The sequence below is a fragment of the Marinovum sp. PR37 genome, assembly GCF_028807375.1.
In the GTDB taxonomy this organism is placed as follows: domain Bacteria; phylum Pseudomonadota; class Alphaproteobacteria; order Rhodobacterales; family Rhodobacteraceae; genus Marinovum; species Marinovum algicola.
The window spans coordinates 20587-33814 of the sequence record NZ_JARAML010000021.1; the positions used below are offsets into that span (position 1 = coordinate 20587).

At 63.8% G+C, this 13228-nt stretch carries 11 protein-coding genes; 7 read left to right on the forward strand and 4 right to left on the reverse strand.

All coding sequences use genetic code 11. The features are described 5' to 3' along the window. Positions 1 to 131: 131 nt before the first annotated feature. From PVW49_RS16500 to PVW49_RS16510, 3 genes are all read right to left on the reverse strand, one after another. Entirely contained in the window at positions 132 to 1079 is a 948-nt protein-coding gene (locus tag PVW49_RS16500) for an NAD(P)-dependent oxidoreductase (protein WP_074835663.1), read from the reverse strand. Between the two features lie 96 nt (positions 1080 to 1175). After that, positions 1176 to 2150: a glucokinase gene (locus PVW49_RS16505; protein ID WP_274565460.1), complete on the reverse strand. Its 975-nt coding sequence runs from the start codon at positions 2148 to 2150 to the stop codon at positions 1176 to 1178. Between the two features lie 52 nt (positions 2151 to 2202). After that, the gene (locus tag PVW49_RS16510; RefSeq protein ID WP_048531774.1) at positions 2203 to 3231 is read right to left on the reverse strand and encodes a LacI family DNA-binding transcriptional regulator; all 1029 of its coding nucleotides are present in this window, start codon (positions 3229 to 3231) and stop codon (positions 2203 to 2205) included. A gap of 269 nt (positions 3232 to 3500) precedes the next feature. On the opposite strand from PVW49_RS16510, the gene PVW49_RS16515 reads away from it, so the two are divergent. The 7 genes from PVW49_RS16515 (at position 3501) to tsf (ending at position 11979) form a co-directional block, all read left to right on the forward strand. Then, on the forward strand, positions 3501 to 4856 hold the full coding sequence (locus PVW49_RS16515; protein WP_074835658.1) for an ABC transporter substrate-binding protein: 1356 nt from the start codon (positions 3501 to 3503) through the stop codon (positions 4854 to 4856). An 81-nt stretch (positions 4857 to 4937) separates the two neighbouring features. After that, complete coding sequence (locus PVW49_RS16520) at positions 4938 to 5936, forward strand: carbohydrate ABC transporter permease (protein WP_274591081.1); 999 nt, start codon at positions 4938 to 4940, stop codon at positions 5934 to 5936. 12 nt (positions 5937 to 5948) lie between these two features. Further along, entirely contained in the window at positions 5949 to 7088 is a 1140-nt protein-coding gene (locus PVW49_RS16525) for a carbohydrate ABC transporter permease (RefSeq protein ID WP_074835657.1), read from the forward strand. Then, the gene (gene bglA / locus PVW49_RS16530) at positions 7088 to 8743 is read left to right on the forward strand and encodes a beta-galactosidase BglA (RefSeq protein ID WP_371398931.1); all 1656 of its coding nucleotides are present in this window, start codon (positions 7088 to 7090) and stop codon (positions 8741 to 8743) included. Before PVW49_RS16525 ends, bglA begins: the two co-directional genes overlap by 1 nt. 21 nt (positions 8744 to 8764) lie before the next feature. Beyond that, positions 8765 to 9853: an ABC transporter ATP-binding protein gene (locus PVW49_RS16535; protein ID WP_048531766.1), complete on the forward strand. Its 1089-nt coding sequence runs from the start codon at positions 8765 to 8767 to the stop codon at positions 9851 to 9853. 252 nt (positions 9854 to 10105) lie between these two features. Continuing rightward, positions 10106 to 10969: a 30S ribosomal protein S2 gene (rpsB, locus tag PVW49_RS16540; protein WP_048531764.1), complete on the forward strand. Its 864-nt coding sequence runs from the start codon at positions 10106 to 10108 to the stop codon at positions 10967 to 10969. Positions 10970 to 11103: 134 nt separating this feature from the next. After that, positions 11104 to 11979, forward strand: coding sequence for a translation elongation factor Ts (gene tsf / locus PVW49_RS16545; RefSeq protein WP_074835652.1), 876 nt, complete (start codon positions 11104 to 11106; stop codon positions 11977 to 11979). Positions 11980 to 12364: 385 nt separating this feature from the next. Here the strand turns inward: tsf and PVW49_RS16550 are convergent, their stop codons facing one another. Beyond that, positions 12365 to 13126 (reverse strand): LuxR family transcriptional regulator, encoded by a 762-nt coding sequence (locus tag PVW49_RS16550; RefSeq protein ID WP_048531760.1) that lies wholly within the window; start codon positions 13124 to 13126, stop codon positions 12365 to 12367. Between the last annotated feature and the right edge of the window lie 102 nt (positions 13127 to 13228).

Sequence of the window (13228 nt, forward strand, 5' to 3'; positions counted from 1 at the left end):
CTACGCCCTTGTTCAGGGTTCCGGTGGCATCCGTCCCGGGCCTGACCCGGGACCTCTCGGAGAACCTCGAGAACGAGGCGCCGGATCAGGTCCGGCGCGCGGATCTTCCAGGGGCGGGCGACGGGGCCGGCTCACCTTCCGCGCGGCACCACCTCGTAGCCCGGCTCTTCCGGTTCTTCGTCACACATCTCGGCCGGGAAGCCCGGCGCGCGGATTTCCAGCCCGGTGGCCTCTTCCAGCCGCCGGATGATGTTGGGCGACAGTTCGCGCGAACCGAACCGCGCGATTCCGTCGTCGATGATGCGCATCATCAGCGGATTGACCTCGAGCGGCACCCCGGCGCGGTCGGCCACCTCCTGAAACAGCCCGATGTCCTTCTTCACCAGGTCCATGGTAAAGGAAATGTCGCGCGAGCCGTTGAGGATCACCTGGCTTTCGGTCTCATGCACGAAGCTGGTGCCCGAGCTGATGGCGATCGCCTCATAGGCGGTGGCCAGGTCCATGCCGGCGCCCTTGCAGGTCACCAGCGCCTCGGCGCAGGAGATCAGGTTGGCGGTGGCCAGGTAGTTTGTCACCACCTTCAGCACCGAGGCCGAGCCCAGATCGCCGGTGTGCAGCACCCGCCGGCCCATTGTCGTCAGAAGCGGCAGAACCCGGTCAAAGGTGGCGCGGTCACAGCCGGCGAAGATCGAGATATTGCCGGTGTCGGCGCGGTGACAGCCGCCCGAAACCGGGCAATCCACCGCCGCGCCGCCGCGCGCGATGACCTCGGCGCCAAGCCGCTTGACCTCGGCCTCGTCGGTGGTCGACATCTCCATCCAGACCTTGCCGGGGCCGACCTCGGGCAGCATCTGCTGCACCACAGCGGCCGAGGCGGCGGGCGAGGGCAGGCAGGTGATCACCGTGTCGCAGCTTCGCATGATCTGCTCGGGCGAGCCGCCGTCACGTGCGCCGCGCGCCGTGAACCCGGCCACCAGCGCGCCGTTGAGATCATGCACCGCCAGGTCATGACCATTGCGCAGCAGGCTGCCGCTCAATTTGCTGCCGACATTGCCCAGTCCGACAAACCCGATGTTCATTCCGCCGTTCTCCCGTGATCGCCTGCCGTCATCTCGAAGAGAAGCCGCCCGGCGGTCAAATGAAATCGCGCCATGGGGCGGAATTGCCGCCGAATGTCAGGCCGGGGCCAGAGCCATGATCTCGGCCATATGCGAGGCGCAGCCCAGGAGCGCGGCCTCGTCATTCTCGATCAGCCAGACCGGAAACTGGTCCATGAACTCGGAAAACCGGCCCTTGTCGCGGAACGAGGCGCCAAAGCCCATCCTGTCAAAGTAGGGCGCCAGCGAGCGGCTGACCCCGCCAATGAAATAGATGCCGCCAAAAGGCAGTTGCGCCAGCGCCAGATCGCCCGCCACACGGCCGGTGAAACGAACGTAATATTCCGCCGCCTCAACCGCTTGGGCATCGCTGCCATCGGCCACGCCCGCCATGATCTCGGCCGGCGGTTTGGCACCGGGATCGCCGGCCTCGGCGCGACGCCAGCGATAGAGCGCCTGCAAGCCGCGCCCCGACAGCGCCTCTTCCACCGAGGCAAACTCGCCTTCGCTGCGCAGAAACTCCGCCAGCCCCAGCTCGTCCGGCCGGCGCAGGGCGAGGCTCATGTGCCCGGCCTCTGAGGGCGGGACCAGGGTGATGCCGCCGTGTTCGAAGACCATCGCAATGTTCATGCCGGTGCCCAGCCCGATCACCAGCCGGGTGCTGCCCGCGCCCTGGTCTTCATTGAGCAGCGGGCGCAGATCGTCGCCTCCCAGATGGCTGAGCGCATGGCCCTGGGCCTGAAGATCGTTGAGCACCGCCACCCGGCCGACGCCGGAGGCCTCGCGCACGCAGGCCTCGTCGATCACCCAGGAGAGGTTGGTCATCCGCAGCACACCGTCCATCACCGGGCCTGCCCCGGCGACGCAGGCGGCGACAGGGCGCGCACCGGTCTCGGCCAGATAGCTCTGAAACACCTCCGAGAGCGACCCGGCCTCGGCATTGCGGTAGCGCCGGATCGAACCGGGCTGCAACGTGGGCCCGGAGGCAAGCGCCACGCGGGTGTTCGTTCCACCGATGTCGGCAACGAGGGTGAGGTCGAGGGTCTGGGTCATAACGGTCTCTCTGGGCGCAGCCGAGCGGTGCGCCGGGGAATGGGATGGGGTGTCAGATGCGGGCCGGGCCGCTGGTGGTGCCGACGACGAGTTCGAAGGGGATCATCTCGGAGGCAGGCGGCGCCCCGGGGGTGGAGATCTGCGACAGCAGGATCGCACCGACGCGGCGACCGGCCTCGCGCACCGAACTGCGCACGCCGGAGAACACCGGCGCCTCCGGGGTGCCGTTGCGCAGGTAGGACAGGTCGTCGTCGAAAGTGGCAACCGAGACATCGCGGCCGACGGTCAGCCCGGCCTGTTCGACCGCGCGGCGCACGCCAAGCGCGGTGATCAGCGACGAGACGGCAAAGGCGGTCGGCGGCTCGGACCGGGCCAGCATGCGGCTGGCTTCGTCGAAGCCGTAGCTCTCGGTCATGTCCCAGGACAGCATCAGCTCGGGATCGGCCTCGAGCCCGGCTTCGGTCAGCGCATTCAGAAAACCGGTCCGCCGGCGATGGGCGAAATCCAGAGATTCGATCCCGTTGAACAGCGCGATGCGGCGGTGGCCCAGACCGGTCAGATGGCCGGTCAGCGCCTCGAAGGCCCTGACATTGGCCACGTCGACCCAGGAATATGGCGCCTCGATCGCGCTGGCGCGGCCATGCACCACGTAGGGCAGTTGCAATTCGTTGAGCAGGGCGATGCGGGTATCGTCCATGCTGGGGCTGTGCACCACGATGCCGTCGACGTTCCCCTTGATCTTGAGATCGCGGTAAAAGGATTCCTCGTCGCTGTCGGGCACCAGCGACAGCATCATGTCATAGCCATGTTCGGAATAGACCTCGCCGGCGCCGGTGACGAAATCGCCGAAGATCGGGTTAACCATCTCCTGCTGGGTCGAGACCGGGATCACATGACCGATCGCCATGGCCCGTCCGGTGGCCAGCGAGCGCGCCCGGGTGTTCGGCTTGTAGTTGAAATCCAGCGCCGCCTGGCGCACCCGTTCGCGGGTTTTCTCGCTCACCTCCGGGTAGCCGTTCAGCGCCCGGCTGACCGTTGTTTGCGAGAGTCCCAATTGTTCGGATAGCTGCTTTAGGTTCATGACAGTCTTTGGCCTTTCAGGTGGCACCGGGCGATATTGTTTTACATGTACTGCGAGCCAAGGCAAACTTCCATTTGCACGGGGCCGACTTTCTGCGCCGCGGCGAAATCACTGGTTTTGTTAAATATTCTCCGATTGACTTTTAGCGTCCCTTAGGTCAAGGTTAGCGCTACCAAAGCGCTTTGGCAAGGCCGGAGGAGGCTCTTGCAATGGTAAGCCGCAAGGTGTTCGATGGAACGTGCGAACAAACGCACCGGGAGGAATAAAAAATGAAGTTTTCGCTTTATGCGAGTGTTGCCGCCTTTGCCATGACGGCATCGCTGGCGCAGGCCGAGGCCCATTTGCCCTTTGCCAAGGGCGAGGGGGATTTCAACTGGGAGAGCCTCGACGCCTTTGCCGCCGAGCACGATCTCAACGGTGAAGAGATCAGCATCTTCGGGCCCTGGCGCGGCGATGACCAGGGGCTGGTCGAGAGCATCATCGATTATTTCGAAGAGGCCACCGGCGCCGAGGTCAGCTATGCCTCGTCGGAATCCTACGAACAGCAGATCGTGATCGACACCGAGGCCGGCTCGCCGCCCAATGTCGCCGTTCTGCCGCAGCCCGGCCTGATCCAGGACCTGGTGTCCAAGGGCTTTGTCGAGCCGCTGAGCGATGACACCCAGGCCTGGCTGAAAGAGAATTACGCCGCCGGCGAAAGCTGGGTCTCGCTTGGCACCTTTACCGGGCCTGACGGCGAAGACCGGCTTTATGCCTTTCCCTACAAGATCGACCTGAAATCGCTGGTCTGGTATTCGCCCGACAACTTCGATGACGCGGGCTATGAAGTACCCGAGACCATGGAAGAACTGAAGGCGCTGACCGAACAGATCGTGGCCGACGGCGAAACCCCCTGGTGCATCGGACTGGGATCGGGTGGCGCCACCGGCTGGCCGGCGACCGACTGGGTCGAAGACCTGATGCTGCGCACGCAACCGCCCGAAACCTATGACAAATGGGTGTCGAACGAAATCAAGTTCGACGATCCGGCGGTGATCGGCGCGATCGAGGAATTCGGCTATTTCGCCCGCGATGACGCCAAGGTTGCCGGCGGAGCAGGGGCCGTGGCCTCGACCGACTTCCGTGACAGCCCCGATGGCATCTTTGCCTCGCCGCCGCAGTGCTACATGCACCGTCAGGCTTCGTTCATCCCGACCTTCTTTCCCGAAGGCATTCAGTTGGGCGTGGATGCCGATTTCTTCTATTTCCCGGCCTATGAGGAAAAGGACCTGGGCAAGCCGGTTCTGGGCGCGGGCACCCTGGCCTTCATCACCAAGGACAGCCCCGGCGCGCAGGCGTTCATCGAGTTCCTGAAGACCCCGATCGCGCATGAGCTGTGGATGGCGCAATCCGGTTTCCTGACGCCGCACACAGGTGTCGACACCGGGCTTTATGCCAATGACGTGCTCAAGAAGCAGGGCGACATCCTGCTCGATGCCACCACCTTCCGTTTCGACGGCTCCGATCTGATGCCCACGGGGGTTGGCGCCGGGTCGTTCTGGACCGGCATGGTGGATTACGCCGGCGGCACCTCGGCCGAGGATGTGGCCAAGTCCATCCAGGACAGCTGGAACGCGCTGAAATAGGCGACCCCGGTGCCCGGCCGGAGCGGCCGGGCACCCATTGAATTCGCGCAACCAAAGTCACGTCGGGAGAGGGAGGCGGAGATGCATCCAGCCATCATGGGGTTGATTACCATCGTTGTGGGTGTCGGGGGGTGTATCGGCTACTTCTATTTCTCGAACATGCTGCTCGACAAGGTGCTGTTTCCGCCCAGCGGCCCGAACGCCGGGACCAACATCAACCGGGCCAACATGATCCGGCCCTGGCTGTTTCTGTTTCCGGCGCTCTTAGCGCTCGGCCTCTATCTCGCCTATCCGGTCTTTGCCACGCTCTGGCTGTCGCTGACCGACCGCGACCAGGGCGGCGCCTTCGTGGGCCTCGCGAACTACCGGCAGATGATGTCGGAAGACAAGTTCTGGGAGGCGATGCGCAACAACATGTTCTGGCTGGTGGTGGTGCCGGCGATGTCGACCGGGTTCGGCCTGTTGGCGGCGCAGCTCACCGACCGGATTTCCTGGGGCAATTTCGCCAAGTCGCTGATCTTCATGCCGATGGCGATCTCTTTTGTCGGCGCCTCGGTGATCTGGAAATTGATCTATGACACCCGTCCCGAAGGCACCGACCAGATCGGCGTGCTCAATGCGCTCTGGGTGTCGATGGGTGGCGCGCCGCAGCAATGGCTGACGATCATCCCGTGGAACAACTTTCTGCTGATGATCGTGCTGGTCTGGATTCAGACCGGCTTTGCCATGGTGATCCTGTCGGCGGCGCTGCGCGGCATCCCCGAGGAAACCATCGAGGCGGCGATCATCGATGGCGCCAGCCCGACGCAGATCTTCTTCAAGATCAAGGTGCCGCAGATCATGCCGACCATCGTGGTGGTCTGGACGACGATCACGCTGGTGGTGCTCAAGGTCTTTGACATCGTGCTCGCCATGACCAATGGCCAGTGGGAGACACAGGTGCTGGCCAATTACATGTACGACAAGCTGTTCCGCGCCTTCGACTGGGGTGTCGGCTCGGCCTCGGCGATGGTGATCATGCTGCTGGTGACACCGATCCTGGTCTGGAACGTGCGCAATGCGCGCCGCGAAATGCGCTGAGGGGGCCACGTCATGGACAATATCGCAGGACAGAAATCGACCCTGACATGGGCGGTGCATATCTCGGTGCTGGTGCTGGTACTGGCATGGGTGTTTCCGACGCTGGGGCTGTTCGTCAGCTCGTTCCGCACCTCGGATCAGATCTCCTCGTCGGGCTGGTGGGCCTCGCTCACCACCCAGGAGCGGCAATTGCCCGCCATCCGCCTGTCGGGAGACGAGTTCCGGGACGCCGATCTCTACGTGATCGAGGGCAACCTCTTTCCCGAGAGCGAAAGCACGGTCACCGCATGGGGCACCTCGTCGCGGGCACCGGAGGCCTTCGAGGCGGGCCATACCGCCGATCTCGGCGACGGCGAGACGCTGAGCCTGGACGAAACCGGCAATTTCCGTCTTTCCGGGCCGGAAAGCTGGGACGGCAAGCGCCTGCCGCGGGTCTTTACCACCGCCTCCTCGCCGCCGGAATTTACCCTGGGCAATTATGTCAACGTGCTGACTTCGGACACCGCCGGGGCAGGGATCGGCCGCTCCTTCATCAACACGCTGACCGTGGCGATCCCGGCGACGGTGATCCCGATCCTTGTCGCCGCCTTTGCCGCCTATGCCCTGGCCTGGATGGATTTTCCCGGCCGCTCGCTGCTGATCGCGGCGGTGGTGGGGCTGCTGGTTGTGCCCTTGCAGCTTGCGCTGATCCCGCTGTTGCAGCTGCACAACCAGATCGGCATCGGCAAGGGCTATCTCGGGGTCTGGCTGGCGCATACCGGCTTTGGCCTGCCTTTGGCGATCTACCTGCTCAGAAACTACATGGTCGGCCTGCCGCGCGACATCATCGAAAACGCGCGGGTCGATGGCGCCTCGGAGTTTCAGATCTTCGTCAAGATCATCCTGCCGCTCAGTTTTCCGGCGCTGGCCTCCTTCGCCATCTTCCAGTTTCTCTGGACCTGGAACGACCTGCTGGTGGCGCTGGTCTTCCTCGGCACCGATGACGAGACGCTGGTGCTGACCGGCCGGCTCGTCAATCTGATGGGCTCGCGCGGCGGGCAGTGGGAAATCCTCGCGACATCGGCCTTCGTCTCGATCGTGGTGCCGCTGATCGTCTTCTTCGCAATGCAGAAATACCTCGTACGCGGCCTCCTGGCCGGATCGGTGAAATAATGAACCAACATACGGACATCGCTATGAAACCCTCTCGGGAACAGGATCAGGACTGGTGGCGCGGCGGGGTGATCTACCAGATCTATCCGCGCTCGTACCAGGACAGCAACGGCGACGGCATCGGCGATCTCAACGGTATCACCCAGCGCCTGCCGCATATCGCCTCGCTGGGGGTGGATGGCATCTGGATCTCGCCGTTCTTTACCTCGCCGATGAAGGATTTCGGCTATGACGTCGCCGATTACTGCGATGTCGATCCGATGTTCGGCACGCTGGCGGATTTCGACACGCTGATCGAGACGGCGCATGCGCTGGGTCTCAAGGTGATGATCGATCAGGTGCTGTCGCATTCCTCCGACCAGCATGCCTGGTTTCAGGAAAGCCGCGCCAGCCGCGACAATCCCAAGGCCGACTGGTATGTCTGGGCCGATCCCAAGGATGACGGCACGCCGCCGAACAACTGGCTGTCGATCTTCGGCGGCTCGGGCTGGCAATGGGACACGCGGCGCGAGCAATATTACCTGCACAATTTCCTGACGACGCAGCCCGACCTGAATTTCCACTGCCCGGCGGTGCAGGATGCGCTGCTCGAAACGGTGCGCTTCTGGCTGGACCGCGGGGTCGACGGGTTCCGCCTGGATACGATCAATTTCTACATCCACGACAAGCAGTTGCGCGACAACCCGCCGCTGCCGAAAGAGATGCGCAACGCCTCGATCGCGCCGTCGGTGAACCCCTACAATTATCAGCTTCACATCCATTCCAAGAACCAGCCCGAGAACCTCGAATTCCTGCAACGGTTCCGCGCGCTTCTGAACGAATACCCCGGCACCACCTCGGTGGGCGAGGTCGGCGATGCGCAGCGCGGGCTCGAGATCATGGGCGAATACACTTCGGGCGGCGACAAGGCGCATATGTGTTACGCCTTCGATTTCCTTTCGGGCAAGGATCTGACAGCGCAGCGGGTGGTTGACGTGCTGACCGCCGTCGATGCGGCGGCGCCGGATGGCTGGCCCTGCTGGGCGTTTTCCAATCACGACGTTCCGCGCCATGTCAGCCGCTGGGGGCTGACGCCGCAGGCCGCCAAGGCCTATGCCACGCTGATTCACTGCCTGCGCGGCTCGGTCTGTCTGTATCAGGGCGAGGAGCTGGGTCTGCCCGAGGCCGAAGTTGCCTTCGAGGACTTGCAGGATCCGTATGGCATCGAGTTCTGGCCCGAATTCAAGGGCCGGGACGGCTGCCGCACCCCGATGGTCTGGGACGGGGCGAACCGGAACGGCGGCTTTTCCGAGGGCACGCCCTGGCTGCCGGTGGGCCGCGGGCATTTTCAGCTGTCGGTGGCGGCGCAGGAGGACGCGCCGGAGGCGCTGTTGCACCATTACCGCAAGGCGCTGTCCTTCCGCCACAGCCACAAGGCGCTGATGAAAGGCGCCCATGGCAAGCTGCGCGCCGAGGGGGAAGTGCTGAGTTTCGAACGCAGTCACGCGGACGAGACGGTATTCTGTGCCTTCAACCTGAGCGACACGCCGGCGGTGATCGACATGCCCGAGGGCGACTGGCGGCAGATCGGCGCCGAGCTTGGCGCGGCGGCGCCGCAGGCGGACGGCAAGCTGCACCTGGGGCCGTGGCAATCTGCCCTGGCGCTTCACCACTAACGCCCGAAAGGAAACCGACCGATGGCCAATCTCAAGTTGACCGATGTGGAAAAGACCTATGCGGGCGCCGTCAACGTGCTCAACCACATCGACCTCGATATTCAGACCGGCGAACTGGTTGTCTTTGTCGGACCGTCGGGCTGTGGCAAGTCCACGCTCTTGCGGATGATCGCCGGGCTGGAAAAGATCACCGGCGGCACGCTCGAGATCGACGGCCAGGTGGTCAATGACGTGCCGCCGAGCCAGCGCGGCATTGCCATGGTGTTCCAGTCCTATGCGCTTTATCCGCATATGACGGTGCGCGAGAACATGTCGTTTGCGCTCAGGATCGCCAAGAAGCCGCAGGCCGAGATCGACGCGGCGGTGGATCGCGCCGCCAAGCTGTTGCAGCTCGATGCCTATCTCGACCGGCTGCCCAAGGCGCTGTCGGGCGGCCAGCGGCAGCGGGTGGCGATTGGCCGCTCGATCGTGCGCGACCCCAAGGTCTATCTGTTCGACGAGCCGCTGTCGAACCTCGACGCCGCGCTGCGGGTGGCAACCCGGATCGAGATCGCCAAGCTCAAGGAGCAGATGCCCAACTCGACGATGATCTATGTCACCCACGATCAGGTGGAGGCGATGACGCTGGCCAGCCGGATCGTGGTGCTGGCCAACAAGGGCATTGCCCAGGTCGGCAGCCCGCTCGAGCTCTATGAACGGCCCAACAGCGAGTTCGTGGCGCAGTTCATCGGCTCGCCGGCCATGAACCTCCTGCCGGGGCAGGTGGTGGGCACCGGGGCGCAGACCCGGGTGCAGATGGCCGATGGCGGCATGGCGCTGTCGGATTACCCGACCCAGGAGGCCGACATGGGCATGATGGTCAATGTCGGTGTGCGGCCGGAGGATTTCGTCGAGACCGAGGACGCGGCGATTTTCGAGGGCAAGGTGGACATCATCGAGGCCCTGGGCGAGGTCACGCTGCTCTATTTCGAGAAGCAGGGCGCGGCCGATGCGGTGATCGGCAAGTTGCAGGGCATCCACACCGATGTGCGCGGCCAGGCGGTGCGGCTGACCGCCGATCCCGCCAAGGTGCATCTCTTTGCCAACGGGGTCTCGTTGCTCTATCGCTGAGCGCGGGGCCGGCGGGGCAGGGGGCGCTGCCCCCGGCCTGCGGCCTCCCCCGAGGGTATTTCCGACAAAAGGAAGCAGGCGCGGGGGCGTGCCGGGAAAAAGCGCTTGTGCCCGGAAGGCAACCCGTTTATACGCGCGCCACTAATCCGCAGGTGTGGGCGGGCCTTCGGGGGAGACATCCCCGGGCGTCCACCGGTTGAAGCAAGAGCTTCTCACCCCGCACCGAGGCGTAAACCGGAAAGGAAAAGAAGCATGGCTCTTCCCGAGTTCTCCATGCGTCAGCTGCTTGAAGCTGGCGTTCACTTTGGCCACCAGACGCAACGCTGGAACCCCCGCATGGGCGAGTTCATCTATGGCGCGCGCAATGGCATCCACATCATGGACCTCACCCAGACCGTCCCGATGCTGGACCAGGCTCTGAACGTGATCCGCGAAACCGTCGCCAAGGGCGGCCGGGTTCTGTTTGTCGGCACCAAGCGCCAGGCGGCGCAACCGGTGGCGGACGCCGCCGAGCGCTGCGCGCAATATTACATGAACCACCGCTGGCTGGGCGGCACGCTCACCAACTGGAAAACCGTTTCGCAATCGATCAGCCGTCTGAAGAACATCGACGAGCAGATGGAAGGCGGCTTCGAAGGCCTCACCAAGAAAGAGCGCCTCGGCATGGAACGTGACCAGCAGAAGCTTCAGGCCTCGCTCGGCGGGATCCGCGAAATGGGCGGCGTGCCCGACCTGCTGTTTGTCATCGACGTCAAGAAAGAAGCGCTGGCCGTGGCCGAAGCCAACAAGCTGGGCATCCCGGTCGTGGCGATCGTCGACACCAACTGCTCGCCCGATGGCGTCGACTACATCATCCCCGGCAACGACGACGCGGCCCGGGCCATCGCTCTGTACTGCGACCTGGCCTCGCGCGCGGCGCTTGACGGCATGTCCGCCCAGCTCGGCGCCGCCGGTGTCGACATCGGCGCCATGGAAGAAGCCCCGGAAGAGGACGCCGTGACCGAGACCGCGGTCGGCGACGCCTCGACCGAGACCGCCAAGGACGACGCGATCGCCAAGGACGCGCCCTACGATCTCGACCAGCCGGAAGCCAAGACCGAGAAAGCCGACAGCTGAGCGTCACGCCAGCGTCACGCTTTTGAGACAGGAGGGGGCGGCCCGGGCTGCCCCCGGCCCCCAACATTCCCGGCCGCTCCCGGCCCCGAACTTTCCGGGTTGCCCCCGGCCCAAATCTTTCAAGGAGAGCCAACATGGCGATTTCTGCCAAGCAGGTGAAAGAACTGCGCGAAATGACCGGCGCAGGCATGATGGACGCCAAGAAGGCGCTGACCGAGACCGACGGTGACATCGAAGCGGCGATCGACTGGCTGCGCACCAAGGGTCTGGCCAAGGCGGCCAAGAAATCCGGCCGTACCGCCGCCGAAGGCCTGGTGGCCGTGAATGTCGACGGTGGCACCGGTGTTGCCATCGAAGTGAACTCGGAAACCGACTTTGTCGGCAAGAATGCCGAATTCCAGGGCATGGTCTCCGATATCTCCAAGGCCGCGCTTGGCGCCTCGAGCCTGGATGAGCTGGCTGCTGCCGATCTGGGCGGCAAGACCGTGGCCGACACCATCACCGACAAGATCGCCACCATCGGCGAGAACATGTCGCTGCGTCGCATGGCGCGCCTCGAAGGTGCTTCGGTGGTGTCTTACGTGCACAATGCCGCCGCCCCCGGCATGGGCAAGATCGGTGTTCTGGTCGCGCTTTCGGGTGAGAACGACGCCTTTGGCAAGCAGGTCGCGATGCACATCGCGGCGGCCAACCCGGCGGCCCTGTCCGAAGCCGATCTCGACCCGGCCGTGGTCGAGAAAGAGCGCTCGGTGCAGATCGACATCGCAAAGGAATCGGGCAAGCCCGATGCCGTGATCGAAAAGATGATCGTCGGCCGGATGAAGAAATTCATGAGCGAAGTCACCCTGCTGGGCCAGGCCTTTGTCGTCGATCCCGACAAGACCGTTGCCGAAGCCGCCAAGGACGCAGGTGTCGAGATCACCGGCTATGTCCGTCTGGAAGTGGGCGAAGGCATCGAGAAGAAAGAAGAAGATTTCGCCGCCGAAGTGGCCAAGGCCGCTCAGGGCTGATCTTGTTCGGCCCCGCCGCGCGCGGGGCCACGCGCAGCATCGCTGCAAAAAAATGCGGAGCTGGCTGCGACGGCCAGCTCCGCTTTTTTACGGACCACCCCGGACTAATGGGGATGAGACGGTGCGGCCCGAGTGGCCGATTTGAGACGCGAAATTCGCCTCAAACCGACCTCCGGTTACCCGGGCAGAACAGCGGAGCCTAGAAATCACAAGGGGCGCTGTCCTGACGTTCCCTGGCTGAATTGCCACCACTCACGGAACGTCTTCAGAGTGCCCCATTTCCGCAGGGTAATGAAGTGGGGTTTTCCATACTAAGCGGAATCCGTCTCATTCAAATCGCTTTGGAACGTGAAAAAAACGTAAAGCGGTAAACGAGACCGACGGATCAGAGATCGAGAACGAACATCTGGTTCTGAAACGCGGCCTTGAGCACCGCCTGGGCCGTCGTCTCGACGTTAAGTGCCTCACGCGCAAGGCGAAGGTGTTTCTCTACCGTCGCGGCGGTGAGCCCCATCAACAGCGCGATGTCCTGGGTTGTCTTGCCATCGCCAACCCATTCGAGCGCCTCACGCTGGCGCGGGGTCAGCGGTTTGGGAAGGCCGATGAAGGGCAGGGTGAGAATCTTGAGATGGGCCACATTGTTCATCGTGATGATGTCGTCGCCATGTTCGGCCCAGATCGCATCGGCCTCGTCCTGGCTGATGCCGTTGCGCGCCGTCAGGGCAATCGCCCCTTTCGAACGCTGCGACACCGCCTTGAAGGAGATCGTGTAGCCGACGGTCACGCCCATCTTGCGATTGAACTCGACAACCGCCAGCTCGGCATCGCTCAGCGCGCCTTGCCGGGCGAGATCGTCCACCAGCCGCCAGCTCGAGACACCTTCGTGCCCCATGGCCCAACGGGTCATCGGTGCGTTCTTGTAGAGTTCGCCGCCCAGGAAGGCGTCGGTGTAGCTCGGATCGTGATTGGTCAGCAGAAGGAAATCGTTGGGATCGCCCAGCGAGGTCGCGGTGCGGTAATAGGTGAACCCGTAGAGCAGCCGGTCGAACCCGTAGTCCGCCATCTTGCGGCTGTGCATGTCCCACAGCGCTTCGATTGATGGCGCGTTGGTCAGATCCAACAGGTATCTGTTGCGGTTACGGCTCATTGCGCGGGCTCCTTCAGTGCCATCCGGAACTGGAAGCAGCGGGCCGGGCCGGACAGGCAACATAACAACTGTCTGATGAATTAGACAGCATCGGGCATTTCT